Genomic DNA, 16,627 nt, shown 5'->3' with positions numbered 1-16,627 from the left:
TTCATAGAAATTTCGCATCCGGCATATGGTTATTGGTAATGTATTTAATCAGGAAACGATTATCGCGTCGATTGAAAAAAATATACCAATTCGTTCTTTTATTGGACGAATAAGAAATATAAAATTTACCGTGTTTTTTAAGTTCGGCAGGAGCTTGTTTATGCGTCTGGTTTTCAATTAATTCCGGAATGAAGTCATAAATATTTGAAACATAAGTTTCAGCACTTTCTAAAAAGCCAAAATATTCGTTTTCATAAAGTTTAATAATCAGCTCGTCTAAATAATCAATGACGGACGGAAGAACATTTATGACATTTTTTTCCACCAGAATCTGACTTTTTCAATTGATTTTTCTTTGGCTTCATCAAGCGTCAAAGCAGTTTCCCATTCTTTCTCAAAATCATCTTCCAGCAGACCTACTTCTTCCAGAAATGGCTGAAGTTGTTTGCCGAATTTCTGTAAATCAATCCGGATGAATGCATCTTCGCCTTGCGAATTTTTCTCGATTTCTATGCCTTTTATCTTTTGCATACCTCAAATTTACAAAAATTGAGCATACAGAAATGAACCGATTTCAAAATAAATCCTCCTTCCGCCTTCAAACTTCTTTTTTCGCTTCTTATCTTTGCAATCCAAAATTTAAATTCAAAATGAGTAATCCGAATCGATATACATTAACTGCTGCGCTACCTTATGCCAACGGACCGCTTCACATCGGGCATTTGGCGGGCGTTTACATTCCTTCCGATATTTATGCGAGATATTTGCGCCGAAAAGGAATGGACGTGGCATTTATCGGCGGTTCGGACGAACATGGAATTCCGATTACCATTCGGGCAAAAAAAGAAAATACTACCCCACAGGCGATTGTCGATAAATACCACGAATTAATCAAGGAAACCCTGGAGAAATTCGGTGTTTCTTTTGACCATTATTCGCGCACTTCCAATCCCAAACACCATGAAGTTTCTTCTGATTTCTTTTTGAATTTGTATAAAAAAGGAAAGTTTACCGAAGAAGTTTCGGAGCAGTTTTATGACGAAGAAGCCAAAGAATTTTTGGCGGACCGATACATCGTGGGCGAATGTCCGAGATGTCAAAATCCAAATGCCTACGGAGACCAATGTGAGAGTTGCGGTTCGACTTTGAGCCCGACTGAACTGATCAATCCGCGTTCCGCTCTAAGCGGAAATACGCCCGTTCTCAAAGAAACCAAAAATTGGTATTTGCCTTTGAATGAATACGAAGATTTTCTGAAAGAATGGATTTTGGAAGGTCATAAAAATGATTGGAAATCAAATGTTTACGGACAAGTGAAATCATGGATTGACGATGGTTTGAAACCTCGCGCCATGACCCGTGACCTCAATTGGGGCGTAAAAGTTCCTTTGCCGGAAGCCGAAGGAAAAGTGCTTTACGTTTGGTTTGACGCACCAATTGGCTATATCACCTCCACGATTGAATGGGCAGAAGAAAATGGAAAAAACTGGAAAGACTATTGGCAAAACCCCGACACGAAATTGATTCATTTCATTGGGAAAGACAATATCGTTTTTCATTGCATCATTTTCCCGGCGATGTTGAAAGCACATGGCGATTATATATTGCCTGAAAATGTTCCGGCCAACGAATTCATGAATTTGGAAGACGATAAAATTTCAACTTCACGCAATTGGGCAGTTTGGGGGCATGAATATTTAGAAGAATTTCCGGGTCAGCAAGATGTTTTGCGTTATGTTTTGACAGCCAATTTACCCGAAAACAAAGACAATAATTTTACTTGGAAAGATTTCCAAACCAAAAATAATTCGGAATTGGTGGGAATTCTGGGGAATTTCATCAACCGCGTGATGGTTTTGACGCATAAATATTACGATGGAATTATTCCCGAGAAAACCATCGAATTCGAAGAATTAAATCAACTGAAAGATTTCGCCCAAAAAATCGGCGGACATCTGGAGAAATTTGAATTCCGAAATGCGCTGATGGAATATATGAATTTGGCTCGTTTAGGAAACCAATTCCTTCAAAGTCAAGAACCTTGGAAAAAACAAGACAATCCCGAAGAAGTTAAAGGAATCATGTATGCAGCGGCTCAAATCGCCGGAATGTTGGCAGAATTGGGCGAACCTTTCCTGCCGTTTACTTCTGAAAAATTATTCAAAATGTTGAATATTTCGCCGATGAGTTGGAACGAATTGGAAAATATAAACGAAATCATTCCGTCCGGACATCAGTTGAATCCTTCGGAATTGGTTTTTGCCAAAATCGAAGATGAAACCATCGAATTTCAAATCAATAAATTAAATCAAAGTAAAACCCTGAACAATATGACAAATCTAAATGCTGAACCGCAAAGAGAAACCATTCAATTTGATGATTTCATGAAAATCGATATGCGTGTGGGAACCATTCTGGAAGCGGAAAAAGTAGAAAAAGCCGATAAATTGTTGAAACTGAAAGTCGATACCGGAATTGATATTCGTACGATTGTTTCAGGAATTGCGGAAAGCTTTACGCCGGAAGAAATCATAGGAAAGCAAGTGACGGTTTTGGTGAATTTAGCTCCGAGAAAAATTCGTGGCATCGAAAGTCAGGGAATGCTTTTACTAACTGACAAGGAGGATGGTAAATTGACATTTTTAGCACCGGAGGAAAAGACTCAGAATGGTGTGAATATCGGATAAATTTAAACTCAAATAAGATATGAATTGCCGGGTCAAAACCTGGCAATTTTCTTTTTAATTACACTAATTACTTTTTTCTTAAGTCATAATACCCTTTTATTTCCCTAAATTTGGGAAATCCAAAAAAACAAGTAAACGAAATGAAATTGAAACAAATCGCACTAATGAGCTTTGTTTTTTTTGCTTTCTGGAATTGTGAAAGCAAAAATTCAAGTTCAAACGACAAAACCTACTCAGAAGAAGAAATGAAAAACAATCCATTGGTGCAGGAAAGCACCTTGCCGTATTTTGCGCCTGATTTTACCAAAATAAAAGATGAACATTTTCAGCCGGCATTGGAATATGCTTTACAGGTTGAAAGAGAAGCGATTGAAAAAATCGCCAATAATCCTGATGCGCCAACAGTTGAAAATACTTTGGTAGAAATGGAAAAAGCACATGATCTAATCGACAGAGTTTCCAGCGTATTTTATGCTTTGGCCGGCGCTCACACAAACGAAACGATTAAAAAACTTCAAGCCGATATGGCACCCAAATTTGCGGAACACAGAGATTTTATTCTTTTAAATGAAAAACTTTTTGAACGAATTAAATCTATTTATGACCAAAGAGAAGAATTGGGACTCGAAGGCGAAGACCTGAAATTACTCGAAGTGAAATACCAGGCTTTTATCAAAGCCGGCGCCAATTTGTCGGATCAGGAAAAAGAAACCCTGAAAGACATTAATTCCAAACTTGCTTCATTGGAAAACAAGTTCGGTCAAACCTTATTGGAAGCTACCAACAATTCTTCGTTCATTGTACGTGATACTGCCAAACTGAACGGCATTGCTTCCAATGAAATCAATTCCTTGAAAGTTGAAGGTAAAAGCGAATGGAAAATTCCGATTCATAATACTACGCAACAACCTTTAGTTCAATCCATTGAAGACAGACAAACCCGTGAAAATTTATTCAAAAAAGCATGGAGCCGTACCGATGGCGGAAATTATTCCACACTTGAAATAGTGAGTGAAATTGTAAGACTTCGGATTGACAAAGCCAACCTTTTGGGGTATCCGTCGTATGCAGCCTGGAACCTCCAGGACACGATGGTCAAAACCACCGAAACGGTTGACCATTTCTTTGCTCAGCTCGTTCCGGGAACGGTAAAAGCAGTCAATGAAGAAGCAAAAGTTCTTCAGGAAAAAATCAAAGCGGAAGGAAAGGATTTCGAATTAAAACCTTGGGACTGGACTTATTATGCGGAGCAAGTAAGAAAAGAAAAATATGACCTGGACGAAAGTCAGTTGAAACCTTATTTCGAATTAAAAAATGTATTGGAAAAAGGTGTTTTTTATTCGGCTACCAAATTATTCGGCATAACATTTAAAGAAAGAACCGACATCCCGACTTATCATCCCGATGTTTTGGTTTACGAACTTTTTGAAGAAGACGGAACGCCGCTTGGATTATTTTATGGCGATTTTTTCAAACGTGAAAGCAAGCGCGGCGGTGCCTGGATGAGCAATTTTATAACTCAATCTCATTTGCTCGACAAAAAACCGGTGATTTACAATGTTTGCAACTACACCAAACCGGCTGAAGGTGAACCAGCCTTGTTGACCTATGACGAAGTCGAAACTTTGTTCCACGAATTCGGGCATTCACTTCACGGATTTTTTGCCAACCAGAAATATCCTTCTATCTCCGGAACTTCGGTTGCCAGAGATTTTGTAGAACTTCCGTCTCAAGCCAATGAGCACTGGACTTTGCATCCCGATGTTTTGAAAAACTACGCCATTCACTATCAGACCGGCGAACAAATCCCACAAGCTTTGATCGATAAAATTAAAAATGCATCCAAATTCAATCAGGGATTTGCTTTCGGTGAAACCCTTGCCGCAGCAGTGCTGGATTTCAATTTCCATAGCCTGAGCGTAATGGAAAAAGGATTTAACGTAAATAATTTTGAAGTCCAATCTCTTACAGAAGATAATTTGTGGATGGAAAATGTGCCGCCACGTTACCGTGCAACTTATTTTAACCACGTTTTCGGCGGGGGTTATGCTGCGAGTTATTATGCTTATTTGTGGACAGAAATGTTGGCACTCGATACCGGAAAATGGTTTGATGAAAACGGTGGACTGAACCGTCAGGCAGGACAAAGATACCGCGACATGATCCTTTCAAAAGGAAATACGCTGGAATACAAGGAAGGTTACAAAGCTTTCCGCGGAAGTGACCCTTCGGTTTCTGCGATTTTGGAAAGCAAAGGTTTTAATTAATTTAAGATTTAAAAATCATTCAATAAAGAACCCTGATGAAGTCTCATCAGGGTTTATTTTTATTGTGAATTCCAATTGAATTATTCGGCAATTAATATGAAGTAATTTTTCTTTCCTTTCTGAAGTAAAATATATTGTCCCGAAATCAAATCCTTTTCGGTCAGGCTGAACTCCTCTCCTACTTTTTCTTTATTGACCGAAATTGCATTGGCTTTTAAATCTCTTCTGGCTTCACTTTTGGAACTCAAAAAACCGGATTTTTCCGACAATGCATCCACGATATTGATTCCTTCATTTAATTCCGACTTGGCAATTGAAGCTTGTGGAACTCCCTCAAATACAGCCAGAAATGTTTCGGCATTCAGCGACATCAAATCCTCTGTAGTAGATTTACCAAATAAAACTTCCGAAGCTTTTATCGCATTTTCCAATTCTTCTTTTCCGTGAACCAAAGTGGTAATTTCTTCTGCCAATTTTTTCTGTAAATGACGCAAATGAGGTTCAGTTCGGTGTTTTTCAATCAATTCATTGATTTCTCCCTGACTTAAAAACGTATAGATTTTGATGTATTTCTCAGAATCCTCATCGGATTGATTTAACCAAAACTGATAGAATTTATAGGGCGAAGTACGATTTTTATCCAACCATACATTTTCTCCGCCTTCACTTTTCCCGAACTTCGTTCCATCAGATTTTGTGGTCAACGGACAAGTAAAAGCAAAACCTTCTCCCTGATCAACTCTTCGGATTAATTCCGTACCGGTAGTAATATTTCCCCATTGATCAGAACCTCCAAACTGCAATTTCGCGTTCATCGTTCGGTACAAATGAAGAAAATCATAACCTTGAATCAACTGATAGGTAAATTCGGTAAACGACATTCCTACGGTAGAATCGGCTCCCAAACGGGATTTCACCGAATCCTTGGCCATCATATAATTCACAGTAATATGCTTCCCAACCGTTCGCGCAAAATCAATAAATGAAAAATCTTTCATCCAATCATAATTATTGACCATTACCGCCGCATTTGGTTTCGAAGAATCAAAATCAAGAAAACGTTCCAGTTGCGCATGAATTCCCTTCACAAATTTGTCCAGGGTTTCTTCGTCCAAAAGATTTCGTTCGGCAGATTTCCCAGTCGGATCACCGATCATCCCGGTCGCACCCCCCACAAGCGCAATGGGCTTATGTCCATGACGCTGCATATGCATCAGTAAAATAATGGGAACCAGACTTCCAACGTGCAGAGAATCAGCCGTAGGATCAAATCCACAATAACCCGTCGTCATTTCCTTTTCCAGTTGTTCTTCTGTTCCGGGCATGATGGTGTGAATCAAACCTCTCCATTGTAATTCTGCAATTAATCCGCTCATTTTATTTTAAATTAAGCTGCAAAGATAAAAGTTAGAACTTAGAAATCAACGAAGTTGAAATTATAAGTTCGCCAACCGGATTTTAAAATTATTCTGACTAAATTCGAAATGCGTTTTCCTAACTTGTCAATCTCCTTGAGAAATTATGAAACTATCTTTCAAAAAATTATTGGTTTACAGCTTTCTACTGATTTTGGGATATTATTTATTAACGGCAATTTTGATTTATTCCTATTCCAAAACCGATCAAACGCAAAAAGCAGATGCGGCGATTGTGCTTGGGACGGCGGTTTGGGGAGATGAACCTTCGCCTGTTTTCAGAGAAAGAATCCGTCACGGCATCTGGCTTCACCAAAATAATCACGTTGATTATCTGATTTTTACAGGCGGAAAAGGCGAAGGACAAAAATATTCCGAAGCCGAGGTTGCAAAGAAATATGCGATGGAAAATGGAATTCCTGAAGATCGAATTTTCTTTGAAAACCAATCAAGGATTACCGATGAAAATCTATTATTTTCCAAACCCATTCTGGAAAAAGAAAATTTCAAAAAAGTATTGTTGGTAAGCGATCCACTTCACATGAAAAGAGCGATGAAAATAGCAGAAAAACATCAGATCGAAGCATTTTCTTCTCCTACCTCTACTTCCCGATATCAATCTTTTCCTAAAAAAGCCGGATTTGCGCTGCGCGAAGCTTTTTTCCTAATTGCCTTCCATTTAAAACAATTATTTAGTTTATAAATTTCTGCGAATTTCTGCGTCATCTGCGTCATCTGCGGGAGAAAAATTTAATCCTGATTTCATGTCCTAATTTTCGAAATACTCATTTTTAATTTTTCGAATTAAACTTTAACTTGCCCAAAAGATTTGACCTATGTCGTTGAAAAAATTCACCAATTTAATCCGTACCCAACAAGAATGGAACGAAATCCTTTCCCATACCCAAAATTTAAAAGGAAAAGTCATTCAAAATCTGGATTTCATCCATGAAGATATTGACTGGCAAAACCTGAAAATCAAAGGAGCTACCTTTCTGGGATGCGAATTCAAAAAAGGAGATGCCGTGCACCTGATCAGCAATGGCGCCATTGTTTATCCGAAATTCAGCAAACTACCTTATAATCCTCACCGAAGTTCGCTTTATACTTGGCAGGAACTGATGGATTCCAAAACCGATACTATTCACGACACTTCTGATCTGAAGATTTACAATCATTTCGTGCGCAGTAAATACAATCCGCCGATGGACGAAGCCATGGCACAGCGAATTCATGATTATGCCATTGATGTCGCCTTGCGAAATATCATTGCTTATGATGAAATCGGGATGACCGAAAAAAAGATAGTCGGATTTATGGGCGGACATGCTACCCAACGAGGTTCGGAATACTACGTAAAAGTCGCTTTTTCGGCCAAGAGATTGACAGAAAAGGGCTATTTCATTTCAACGGGCGGTGGCCCGGGCATCATGGAAGCTGCCAATCTGGGTGCATATTTCGGAAATTATTCCGATGATGAATTGAAAGATGCAATTCAAATCCTATCCGACTTGCAGTTTGATGGAGACGATTTACGTGATTATTTCGCCATAAATTATTTCACGCAAGCCAAAAAAGTTTTGGAAAAATATCCGGAGGGAACCGAAAGTCTCGCCATCCCAACCTGGTTTTACGGACACGAACCTTCCAATCTTTTTGCTTCACACATTGCCAAATACTTTTCAAACAGCATTCGCGAAGATACTTTGCTGGCCATTTGTCTTTACGGAATTGTCTATGCGCCGGGCAGCGCCGGAACCACCCAGGAAATCTTTCAGGAGGCGGCACAAAACCATTATGGAACCTTTGGTTATTATAGTCCAATGATATTTTTGGGAAAGAAAAGATACATTGAAGACACTGCCTTGTATTCGGTTTTACATCAGTTAGCCATAGGAATGCCCTACAAAGATTTGCTTTATTTAACCGATGACTCAGAGCTTGTAGTGGATTTTATTGAAAAACATCCACCAATTAAGGTATAATTATTGTGCAATTAAAATAATTGTTATATCTTTGCAGTCCAAATCGCGGGATGGAGCAGTAGGTAGCTCGTCGGGCTCATAACCCGAAGGTCACAGGTTCGAGTCCTGTTCCCGCTACAAAAGCAAAGCGTAACTCACTATAAATTAGTAGTTGCGCTTTTTTATTTGTACGATTTCTGTACGGTAGTTTATTATATCCTGTTTTTACAATGTATCTTCTCATCTTAAAGATTTAGTTATAAAGATCCAAAACTTATAAAAATCTGAGGTTTGCCCACCTGTTTTGAATGCTAAAATTTGCAAATCTTGCTCCTACTACGAACTTTGTTACATAGAGGAATGACAAGAAAAAATAGCTAAATTGCTTTTTGCAAAAAGCAATAACTTAAAATGCTTTTTGTAAAAACTATTCTCAACAAAATTGTGGTCCCCACAAAACTCTGAAATCCTTCAGAACCCATCCTTTTGCTCCGATAGATCTATTCAACTACTCCGGAGTTGTAAAGGCTTGGGATCCTCTTCCCCGGACTTCGTCCGGGGTTATGCAAATAGGACTCCTCCGGAGTCTAATAGTTATGTCAATAACAATTTAGGAGTCTGACACTCCAACTCCGAAGGAGTTAAACCTACATAACCCCTGGCAAGCATTAGCGCAGCCTGGGGGTAAAGCAACCCGACAAAAAAGAACTTCGAAGAAGTTCATCCAAACAAACTTCGAGTTTCGAGTTTCGAACTTCGCATTCCGCATTTCTCAACCCCCAGTATCCATCTTCACGCATCCACCCCACCACTCAAACACTCAAACTCTCGTCATCCTGAGCCTGCCGAACCACAAACACCCCACATCCTACACCCTACATCCAACATCTATTTTCTATGTTCTCATCCACCCCACCACTCAAACTCTCGTCCCCTGAGCCTTAGCCTATACTGAGCGCCGTGCCCGCCGTGGTGGGAAGTCGAAGTATCGAACCACAAACACCCCACACCCTACACCCCACACCCCACACCCAACAAATTTCCCTAAATTAGTACTGAAAACTTTACACCGGGGGCCACACCCCCCGGAGAATGTGTAAGAATTTGAATAAAATTAGGATAGAATGAAACCGGCAATGAAAAGAATTTGCATTTATCCCAAGGACATTCAACTAATTACCGGCAAAAGTTACCGACAAAGTGCCAGACTCGCGCAGAAAATCAAAGAGGAATTCAACAAAGCAGACAAAGAATTCCTGACCATTGCGGACTTCTCTAAATACACAGGGATTCCTTATGAAGAGTTTGAGCACCTAATAGTAGGATAACAAATTGCGGCATTCTGAAAAGCTCCTTCCAGATTTCTTTCACCCAAATCCAACCCGTTCGATTTTTAATCAGGTCAACCCTTAAGTCATTCTTTTACACAACCTTGCAACCTCGACCATTTTTCACAAATGACAATTCGCCTAAGAAATCCTTCACTAGGTGAGATATCCAGAACCATGTCAGTAATCCAAAACCATGTCTACTTCTAACTTCTCCTTTCTAACTTCTCCCTTCTAACCTCTGACTTCTAACCTCTGACTTCTGACTTCTGATGGTTTCACGTGGTATATTGTCTGGCTCAAATTCGCCCAGATTCAAGATGAAATAAATCATGAAGCCAAATAATAAGACCGAAGGAAGGCCGTTTAAATTAAATCCCAAGTGAATAAAAACAATAAAAATATCGAATACGCCATTGTGGACATTGAAACCACAGGCGGGAATGCAGCCGGAAGCCGCATCACAGAGATTGCCATTATCATCCACAATGGAACAGAAATCATCGACCGATTTGAAACCTTGGTCAATCCCGAAAAAGAAATTCCGCTGCCCATCTTTGCACTGACCGGTATCAACAATGAAATGGTAGCCCATGCTCCCATCTTTGGCGATATCGCAGCACAGGTTTTTTCCATGCTGGATGGACGTGTTTTCGTCGCACACAATGTCAATTTTGATTATTCCTTTGTCAAACATCAGCTCGATGCAGAAGGATATAAATTTTCGGTACCAAAGCTCTGCACAGTACGCATGAGCCGGAAAATCAGACCCGGATTTAATTCCTATAGCCTCGGAAACCTATGTCGGAATCTGGAAATCCCGCTTGAAAACCGACACCGCGCCGGAGGCGATGCCGAGGCCACGACCATCCTTTTTTCGAGATTGCTTCAATGGGACGAAAACGGAATCATACCCGAAATGCTCAAACGCAACTCAAAAGAACAACAACTACCACCCAACCTCCCCAAATCAGACTTTGAAAACCTGCCCGATTCACCCGGCGTATATTATTTCCGGGACAAATCAGGAAAAGTAATCTATGTCGGCAAAGCCGTTAATATCAAAAAACGTGTGACATCACATTTTACCGGTCATAATCCAAACCCGCAACGACAAAACTTCCTGAAAAACATCTACAATATTTCTTTTGAAATCTGCGCTACGGAACTCATGGCACTCCTGCTTGAATGTGTAGAAATCAAACGACTTTGGCCGCCTTATAACCGGGCACTGAAAAAATTTGAACCTAAATTCGGATTATTTCATTACAAAGACATCGCCGGATATACACGTCTGGCTGTCGGGAAACTCAATAAAAATCAACCCTGCATCCGGGTCTTTCATCAGTTACATGAAGGAATCAATTTCTTACTGAATCTCATTGAAGAACATCAGCTCGACATCAGACTCTGCTATTTCGGGCAACAAACCAATGAATTCGGAAAATCATTTTCTGAGCCCATCCCGCTCCCCGATGTGCTGGAACACAATCAAAAAATAGAGAATGCTTTGGAGCAACTTCAGAAAGCTAGGCCATCTTATGTCATCATCGACAAGGGCCGAAATAAAGATGAACAAAGCTGCATCTGGATCGAGAAAGGGGAATTCTATGCCATGGGATACATAGAAAAAGACTCCGATTTAACTTCTCTTGAAGATATTAAAGATAGCTTGGTACGCTATCCCGGAAACCACTACATGATGCAACTGATTGATTCTTTTGTCAAAAAGTATCCGGGGAAACTCAAGGAAGTTGATTCGGTAGGGGTTAATTGCTTATGATAATGAGCTATTTTCTTTAGGTTTTACACTTATTATTTTTTTAGCTAGCTGCCTAGGAACTAGACTTATTGCTGGCAAGGGAGACCCTTTTAACTCCTGAAAGAAAACCTTTTTACTGTGCGGATGGGGGTGGGATTAATATTCTTTCGGATTCTGATACGTACTTCTAAAACGAACAATCCGGATTTGATTTGGGGTAATTCGGTAAGAGATTCGGTAATGGTAGATTTCAAACGCACGATAGGTTCCGTCGTTTTCCGTTTTGTATTTATCTTTTGGATGTCTTTCGTAGAAAGTTGATAATTCACCTGTTTTATCTAATACGCTTTCTCTAACTTTTTCTGCTTGTATAACGGACTCCGCTTTGATGTAATCCAATTGATTTTCTAATTGTAAAACAGCCAATTCATCCCATACAACTTGTTTTTTCATCATCCTCTTAAACGTTTTTCGACCTGTTCTTGGGTTAAAAAGGACCCTTGTTCTATTCGGTTTTCAGCTTCCTTTATTTCCTGATTGTAGTGTTCTAAAGTAACAGTCTCTGTTTTTTTTCTGAACTGTAACAATCGTTTAAATGCTTCTATCAAATCCGGATCATTGACTTTGTTTAATTCATTTTGTATCCATTTTATGTCTGCTTGTACGTCCATAATTTCTAAAATGTTTGATTGAGTCAAAGTTACAAAATTGTTTTTCATACTGATTATTAATCTTTTTGTTTATTATCCCAACGGATGGAAGTTGTCCAATTGTTCACAATACTTTTTATTTTTACGGACATTCGCGAACCTCGTTCCTCGGTTTGAAAGCCGTCTAAGTAATCCACTACTTTTTGTGTGTTTCCGTCTCTCACTTTTCTTTACTTTTACGCTTGCTGCATTTTTATCTCCTTAGGCACATTACCCCGTTACCGGTCTAATTTGCCCACTTGCAAGGGAGACCCTTTGAACCCCTTTTATCCTTTACGTTCCGAAGCTGGTTGGAGTTCCCTGTGCCGTTCTCATACGCATAGCCAAGGTCATCCATTGCGATTTCATTGTCGCTGGCATCTCCGGTGGTTTGAAGCCACACGATGCAATCGGCAGCGGGGGGAGGTAGTTTAGACACCTCGTATTATTTTCTTAAATACCAATTCTCTTTATAAAGTATATATACATATCCCTTTTTTATAAATTCTTCATTGGTTTTAACATTTAACCTCAACAATGTAGGTGGACTATTAATTTTATTAGGGTTAATAAATACATTATTATTACGATCTACATGCAAAAGTGCAAAATCATATTTTCTAAATATATCTATAAGATGCTTTATTTGAGAATCAGTATAATAATCAGCCACATCCATTTCTTGCAATAATTCTCTATTTATCTCTGTAATGTCTTGCTTATACAAATTATATGTTACAAAGTAAACAGGAAGATTACCCTCTGATTTTTGTACTAAATAAGTTACTTCATTTCTATTTTTTTGACGAATAGCTACAAATGAATCTTTGAATTCAGAAAAATCAGTTAAATTATATTTTTCAATGAAAGAATCTATTTCATTTTTATTTACTTTTTCTCCTTGAGAACAGGATAAAAAAAGCAAGATCTGTACTAATATTGATGTTATTTTAATCATTTTTAAATACTTTAGTTTTTTTGAGAATCTTGTCTAAAACCATTTTTATCCGCATAGTATGCTCCTTTTATTATAGATCTTTGATCATCTTTTGTATCTAACTGGGGACTATAGCCATTTGAATCTGAATTAAGCAGGCTATTAGCTTGCGCGCCAATTTGTAATGTCGAATAGCTAAACCCTAATGTGAACCCTGTTGCTCCCCATAAAAAGTTCCCAAAATTCATATGATTATGAGCCATATAGTCGCCTTCTGGCAAAAATAACATTGGAGAAGGTTTATTTAATGGGCTTGAACTTGCTCCTTGTTCTGAAAATTTCTTAGGAATTACAGAGTAAGAATAATCATAATCTTTCCCTCCTTTGCTTTCTTTATATAAATGACTCCAACTATCTTTATTTTCAGGATTAAATGCTCCTTGCTGAGATAATATATCTTTAATTTCTGATTCGCTTACAAATACGATCTTTGTAATAATTCCATCTCGTATTTGCTGTGTATCTTCTTCAGGATCTGCAAAACTATAATTTTGCCTTGCCCCTGTTTTAGAGTTCTCAATAACTAACCTATCTGGTTGGTCGTTTTCCTCAATCCTAACAAAATCTCCTTTTTCATCAAAAATAAAGTCATCTACCCATAAACCGTTAGGATCAAGGAAAAATATTGGATTGTTTAATGCGTAATTATATGGAGACCAACTCGGGTATTCTTCGCTTAATGGGTCAGGGCTAATCCATTTACCTATAGCTGGATCATAATCTCTCCATCCATAGTCGTATAATCCAAACCCCAACTCGTCTTGAAGCTCTTTGCCGTTGTACTTATATTGATACTCCGTTTCCAACACATTTTCAATCCTCACAGGTGGCTCACCCGGGTCAATCCCTTTCATAAAATCTCTTTTGCTGCCTGTATCGTAAGAAGAGTGTTTCAGTCCAAAAGGATAATAGTGATTCTCTTCCAAAATCTTCAGCTGGTTGGTGGCGGGATCTTTAGAATAAGACACCCTCACATTACCTAAGTGATCTGTATAATTAAAAGCATAATTGTATGTATAGGACGTAGGTTCACCATTTGGCGTATTGGATTGAGGAGTAGCTTTTATGTAGCCTTCTGCATGCGGGAAAAATTGTAAAACCCCTCCAGCATATTGGAAGCCATCCAGATAATCTACATTTTTTATGGTATTGGCGTCTATCACCGTTTTCTTTAATTTTTGTCCTGCAGCGTTATAAAGGTACTGGATTTTTTTTGATGCTTCCCAATAAATCTCTGTCGGAAGATTCAGATGATTATAAGTTATACTGGTGATTCCTTTGTTTCGGTCAACGGTCATATTACCATTTTCATCGTATTCATAATCATCCACACCGGGCGCAATGTTTCCGTCATAGAATCCCTGACTCATGCCCACTGTAACAAAATCCTTTACATTCCGAAGCTGGTTGGAGTTTCCTGTACCGTTCTCATACGCATAGCCAAGGTCATCCATTGCGATTTCATTGTCGCTGGCATCTCCGGTGTTTCGGACAAGGTTGGTAATGTTTCCATTGAGGTCATAGGAGATGTATTCGCCATAAGCCGTGATATTGGCATTCCCTTGTTTGTAAAAGTCCGCCCTTCTCAATCGGTTCAACTGGTCGTAGGTATAACTGTATCCTCTTTGGATATTGTCTGAAGCCGTTTTCCAAAAAGTTTGGGATATGTTTCCATTGTACAGTGGATCGGCTCCTGCAATGGGATTCTGATATCGGATTTGGAAAGCAAAAAGATCATCATTGGTTGTGGGAGGGGTAGCGCCTTCTCCGGCTGCTATATCCGAAACATTATTTATGTTGGTCAGCCAGCCACGGATGTTGTAGGTATAATTGATTTCCTGCCAGCGGTCGGCAAGTCCCGTATGAGAACCTCCCACATTTTTTGTGATCAACTGCCCCAGCCTGTTGTATCGGTTTTCAGCTATCAGATTTCTAACCGTGGAATTACCCAATGACTGTTTATGCAGTGTCAGCCTCTCCATATTATCATAGGTAAAATAATCTTTGGTTTTAACTTCAACTCCGGTGGGGGTTCTTTTGTGAATGGTTTCCGTTTCCAAGGGTTTGCCGCGGAAGTCGAGTGTGCTGGTTATTTGGGTAAAGCCTCCCAAATGGTTTTTCTTGTAGGTTTTAGCCGGTCTTGATTTTAAATCGTAGTACGTATAGGTATGCTCCCAGTCGGAGGTTCCGATGATGCGCAGCGATGATGCTACGGGAAGCGCTTTCACGCTGTTATCCGCATCGGCTACCTGGGTTCCCGTCCTGTAAGGTGCATCAGGTGTAGGGGCTCCGTTCATATTGATGGTGCCATAGTAATCATAGTAATTTACGCTAAAAAGCTCACTTCCTTCGTTGTTGACCGGAAAGGCTTTGTTCCGGGTATAGTGTACCTGCTGTCCGTTCAGAGTAAACTGCGAACTTGTCATGCGGTCTTCACTGTTGTTGCCCATTCCGTTTACGGCCTGCTGAAGCGAGGCACGGTCGGAATAGTTCTCCACTATCCCGGTATACACCACTCTCCCGAATTTGTCGTATTTGGTAAAGAGCCATCTGGCGCTTCCAACCCTCATATTGGCATCCTGCGTAGCAACCAGCCTGTCTTGTTTGTCATAAACCATGTATTCAGCTCCTTTTCCCGGCAGTTGTTTTTCTACAAGCCGGTTGCGCTCATCGTATTTATACTGATAACATAGTTCAGCCAAGACGTCGTTGGGATTGGTTTTGGCTGAAGCAAGTGGTGGTATCACATACGTTAAATTACCATAAATATCATAGACATAGTAGGTATCTGCTACCACCAAAAGTTCCGCATCAGGATCAATGCTTTTACCTGCGGTCATACCATTGGCTACAAAGCTTCTCTTTAAAACAACTCTTCCTTGTTTGTCTTTGAACTCATGGATTTTGTTTCCGTTCTCGTCTATGGTAATGGTTTTATAAAGTTGGTTAATCTCATAATGCCCATCCGGTATAAGTGTTGGATCATTGTTGCCTGAAAGACTGACTTTAAATCGTTTTACTTCATTCAAACCATTGGTTTTGTATTCAAATTCTATCTCATGTCCCGAACCCTTTGACCAGTGATTTCCGGGAGCTGCCTGTGACATCACACGGTTCAGTGGTGAGTTCTCAATGGTTTTTTCAGAGAAATAAGCATTCGTTCCATACTGTGTGGCATAGAATGTAGTGTACTTTGACAGGACATCGGTGGTTATTTCTTGTGTGGTGGATGCTACGGGAACCGGCAGATGGTCTTTTACCTGTCTGCCGAAGCCATCATACTCAAAATGGATGACAAGATCGCCCGGGGCTCCGCTCGGGTTGGGTGAAGCGCCGATCTGTTTTAATTGTTTTGTACGTCCCAAACCATCGAAATATTGAATGGTAATGATTTTCTCATCACCGTCATCGGTTAAGTATTCCGTGGATTTAATGTAATTCTCACCCGACGATTGGCCAAAAACCAAAAGGCTGGCCAAAGAAAATATAGTGATTAAAGTATATAGTCTCATGGTCAA

14 protein-coding genes and 1 tRNA gene are annotated in these 16,627 nt (G+C 39.5%); 7 read left to right on the top strand and 8 right to left on the bottom strand.

All coding sequences use genetic code 11. The features are described 5' to 3' along the window. Position 1: 1 nt before the first annotated feature. Complete coding sequence (locus WBF63_RS12040; RefSeq protein WP_424369974.1) at positions 2-325, bottom strand: hypothetical protein; 324 nt, start codon at positions 323-325, stop codon at positions 2-4. Next, positions 307-531 carry a hypothetical protein gene (locus tag WBF63_RS12035; protein WP_424369973.1) on the bottom strand — a complete coding sequence of 75 codons (225 nt, stop codon included), beginning with the start codon at positions 529-531 and terminating at the stop codon, positions 307-309. The genes WBF63_RS12040 and WBF63_RS12035 overlap by 19 nt, the downstream gene beginning before the upstream one ends. A 119-nt stretch (positions 532-650) precedes the next feature. On the opposite strand from WBF63_RS12035, the gene metG reads away from it, so the two are divergent. Next, positions 651-2,687, top strand: a complete 2,037-nt coding sequence (gene metG, locus WBF63_RS12030; protein WP_424369972.1) for a methionine--tRNA ligase — start codon at positions 651-653, stop codon at positions 2,685-2,687. Between the two features lie 164 nt (positions 2,688-2,851). Continuing rightward, on the top strand, positions 2,852-4,954 hold the full coding sequence (locus tag WBF63_RS12025) for a M3 family metallopeptidase (protein WP_424369971.1): 2,103 nt from the start codon (positions 2,852-2,854) through the stop codon (positions 4,952-4,954). A gap of 80 nt (positions 4,955-5,034) precedes the next feature. Here WBF63_RS12025 and tyrS read toward each other — a convergent pair whose 3' ends face one another. Continuing rightward, positions 5,035-6,330 (bottom strand): tyrosine--tRNA ligase, encoded by a 1,296-nt coding sequence (gene tyrS / locus WBF63_RS12020; RefSeq protein WP_424369970.1) that lies wholly within the window; start codon positions 6,328-6,330, stop codon positions 5,035-5,037. Positions 6,331-6,475: 145 nt separating this feature from the next. Between tyrS and WBF63_RS12015 the strand changes: the two genes are divergently transcribed. From WBF63_RS12015 to WBF63_RS11995, 5 genes are all read left to right on the top strand, one after another. Then, the gene (locus tag WBF63_RS12015; protein WP_424369969.1) at positions 6,476-7,072 is read left to right on the top strand and encodes a YdcF family protein; all 597 of its coding nucleotides are present in this window, start codon (positions 6,476-6,478) and stop codon (positions 7,070-7,072) included. 133 nt (positions 7,073-7,205) lie between these two features. Then, positions 7,206-8,354 carry an LOG family protein gene (locus WBF63_RS12010; RefSeq protein WP_424369968.1) on the top strand — a complete coding sequence of 383 codons (1,149 nt, stop codon included), beginning with the start codon at positions 7,206-7,208 and terminating at the stop codon, positions 8,352-8,354. 44 nt (positions 8,355-8,398) lie between these two features. Continuing rightward, positions 8,399-8,471, top strand: a tRNA-Met gene (locus WBF63_RS12005). Positions 8,472-9,457: 986 nt separating this feature from the next. Continuing rightward, complete coding sequence (locus WBF63_RS12000; RefSeq protein ID WP_424369967.1) at positions 9,458-9,661, top strand: hypothetical protein; 204 nt, start codon at positions 9,458-9,460, stop codon at positions 9,659-9,661. A 382-nt stretch (positions 9,662-10,043) separates the two neighbouring features. Next, complete coding sequence (locus WBF63_RS11995) at positions 10,044-11,444, top strand: exonuclease domain-containing protein (RefSeq protein WP_424369966.1); 1,401 nt, start codon at positions 10,044-10,046, stop codon at positions 11,442-11,444. A 135-nt stretch (positions 11,445-11,579) separates the two neighbouring features. On the opposite strand, the gene WBF63_RS11990 is transcribed toward WBF63_RS11995, so the two are convergent. The 5 genes from WBF63_RS11990 to WBF63_RS11970 all read right to left on the bottom strand — a co-directional run bounded on the left by WBF63_RS11990 (position 11,580) and on the right by WBF63_RS11970 (position 16,621). Next, a complete protein-coding gene (locus WBF63_RS11990) occupies positions 11,580-11,879 on the bottom strand; it encodes a type II toxin-antitoxin system RelE/ParE family toxin (RefSeq protein ID WP_424369965.1) in 300 nt (99 codons plus the stop codon). Next, on the bottom strand, positions 11,876-12,142 hold the full coding sequence (locus tag WBF63_RS11985; protein ID WP_424369964.1) for a hypothetical protein: 267 nt from the start codon (positions 12,140-12,142) through the stop codon (positions 11,876-11,878). The genes WBF63_RS11990 and WBF63_RS11985 overlap by 4 nt, the downstream gene beginning before the upstream one ends. Positions 12,143-12,150: 8 nt before the next feature. Then, the gene (locus WBF63_RS11980; RefSeq protein ID WP_424369963.1) at positions 12,151-12,297 is read right to left on the bottom strand and encodes a hypothetical protein; all 147 of its coding nucleotides are present in this window, start codon (positions 12,295-12,297) and stop codon (positions 12,151-12,153) included. A 260-nt stretch (positions 12,298-12,557) separates the two neighbouring features. Next, complete coding sequence (locus WBF63_RS11975) at positions 12,558-13,070, bottom strand: hypothetical protein (RefSeq protein WP_424369962.1); 513 nt, start codon at positions 13,068-13,070, stop codon at positions 12,558-12,560. Positions 13,071-13,081: 11 nt separating this feature from the next. After that, positions 13,082-16,621: a DUF6443 domain-containing protein gene (locus WBF63_RS11970; protein WP_424369961.1), complete on the bottom strand. Its 3,540-nt coding sequence runs from the start codon at positions 16,619-16,621 to the stop codon at positions 13,082-13,084. Between the last annotated feature and the right edge of the window lie 6 nt (positions 16,622-16,627).

Origin of the sequence: Moheibacter sp. (assembly GCF_049672845.1) — a bacterium.
Classification (GTDB): domain Bacteria; phylum Bacteroidota; class Bacteroidia; order Flavobacteriales; family Weeksellaceae; genus Moheibacter.
This window is presented reverse-complemented; position numbering and strand designations above follow the sequence as displayed.

What these genes read in the sequence shown, in the direction of transcription:
- WBF63_RS12035 (WP_424369973.1), bottom strand. Translation starts at nt 531, where the DNA reads ATGCAAAAGATAAAAGGCATAGAAATCGAGAAAAATTCGCAAGGCGAA.
- metG (WP_424369972.1), top strand. Translation starts at nt 651, where the DNA reads ATGAGTAATCCGAATCGATATACATTAACTGCTGCGCTACCTTATGCC.
- WBF63_RS12025 (WP_424369971.1), top strand. Translation starts at nt 2,852, where the DNA reads ATGAGCTTTGTTTTTTTTGCTTTCTGGAATTGTGAAAGCAAAAATTCA.
- tyrS (WP_424369970.1), bottom strand. Translation starts at nt 6,330, where the DNA reads ATGAGCGGATTAATTGCAGAATTACAATGGAGAGGTTTGATTCACACC.
- WBF63_RS12015 (WP_424369969.1), top strand. Translation starts at nt 6,476, where the DNA reads ATGAAACTATCTTTCAAAAAATTATTGGTTTACAGCTTTCTACTGATT.
- WBF63_RS12010 (WP_424369968.1), top strand. Translation starts at nt 7,206, where the DNA reads ATGTCGTTGAAAAAATTCACCAATTTAATCCGTACCCAACAAGAATGG.
- WBF63_RS12000 (WP_424369967.1), top strand. Translation starts at nt 9,458, where the DNA reads ATGAAACCGGCAATGAAAAGAATTTGCATTTATCCCAAGGACATTCAA.
- WBF63_RS11990 (WP_424369965.1), bottom strand. Translation starts at nt 11,879, where the DNA reads ATGATGAAAAAACAAGTTGTATGGGATGAATTGGCTGTTTTACAATTA.
- WBF63_RS11985 (WP_424369964.1), bottom strand. Translation starts at nt 12,142, where the DNA reads ATGAAAAACAATTTTGTAACTTTGACTCAATCAAACATTTTAGAAATT.
- WBF63_RS11975 (WP_424369962.1), bottom strand. Translation starts at nt 13,070, where the DNA reads ATGATTAAAATAACATCAATATTAGTACAGATCTTGCTTTTTTTATCC.
- WBF63_RS11970 (WP_424369961.1), bottom strand. Translation starts at nt 16,621, where the DNA reads ATGAGACTATATACTTTAATCACTATATTTTCTTTGGCCAGCCTTTTG.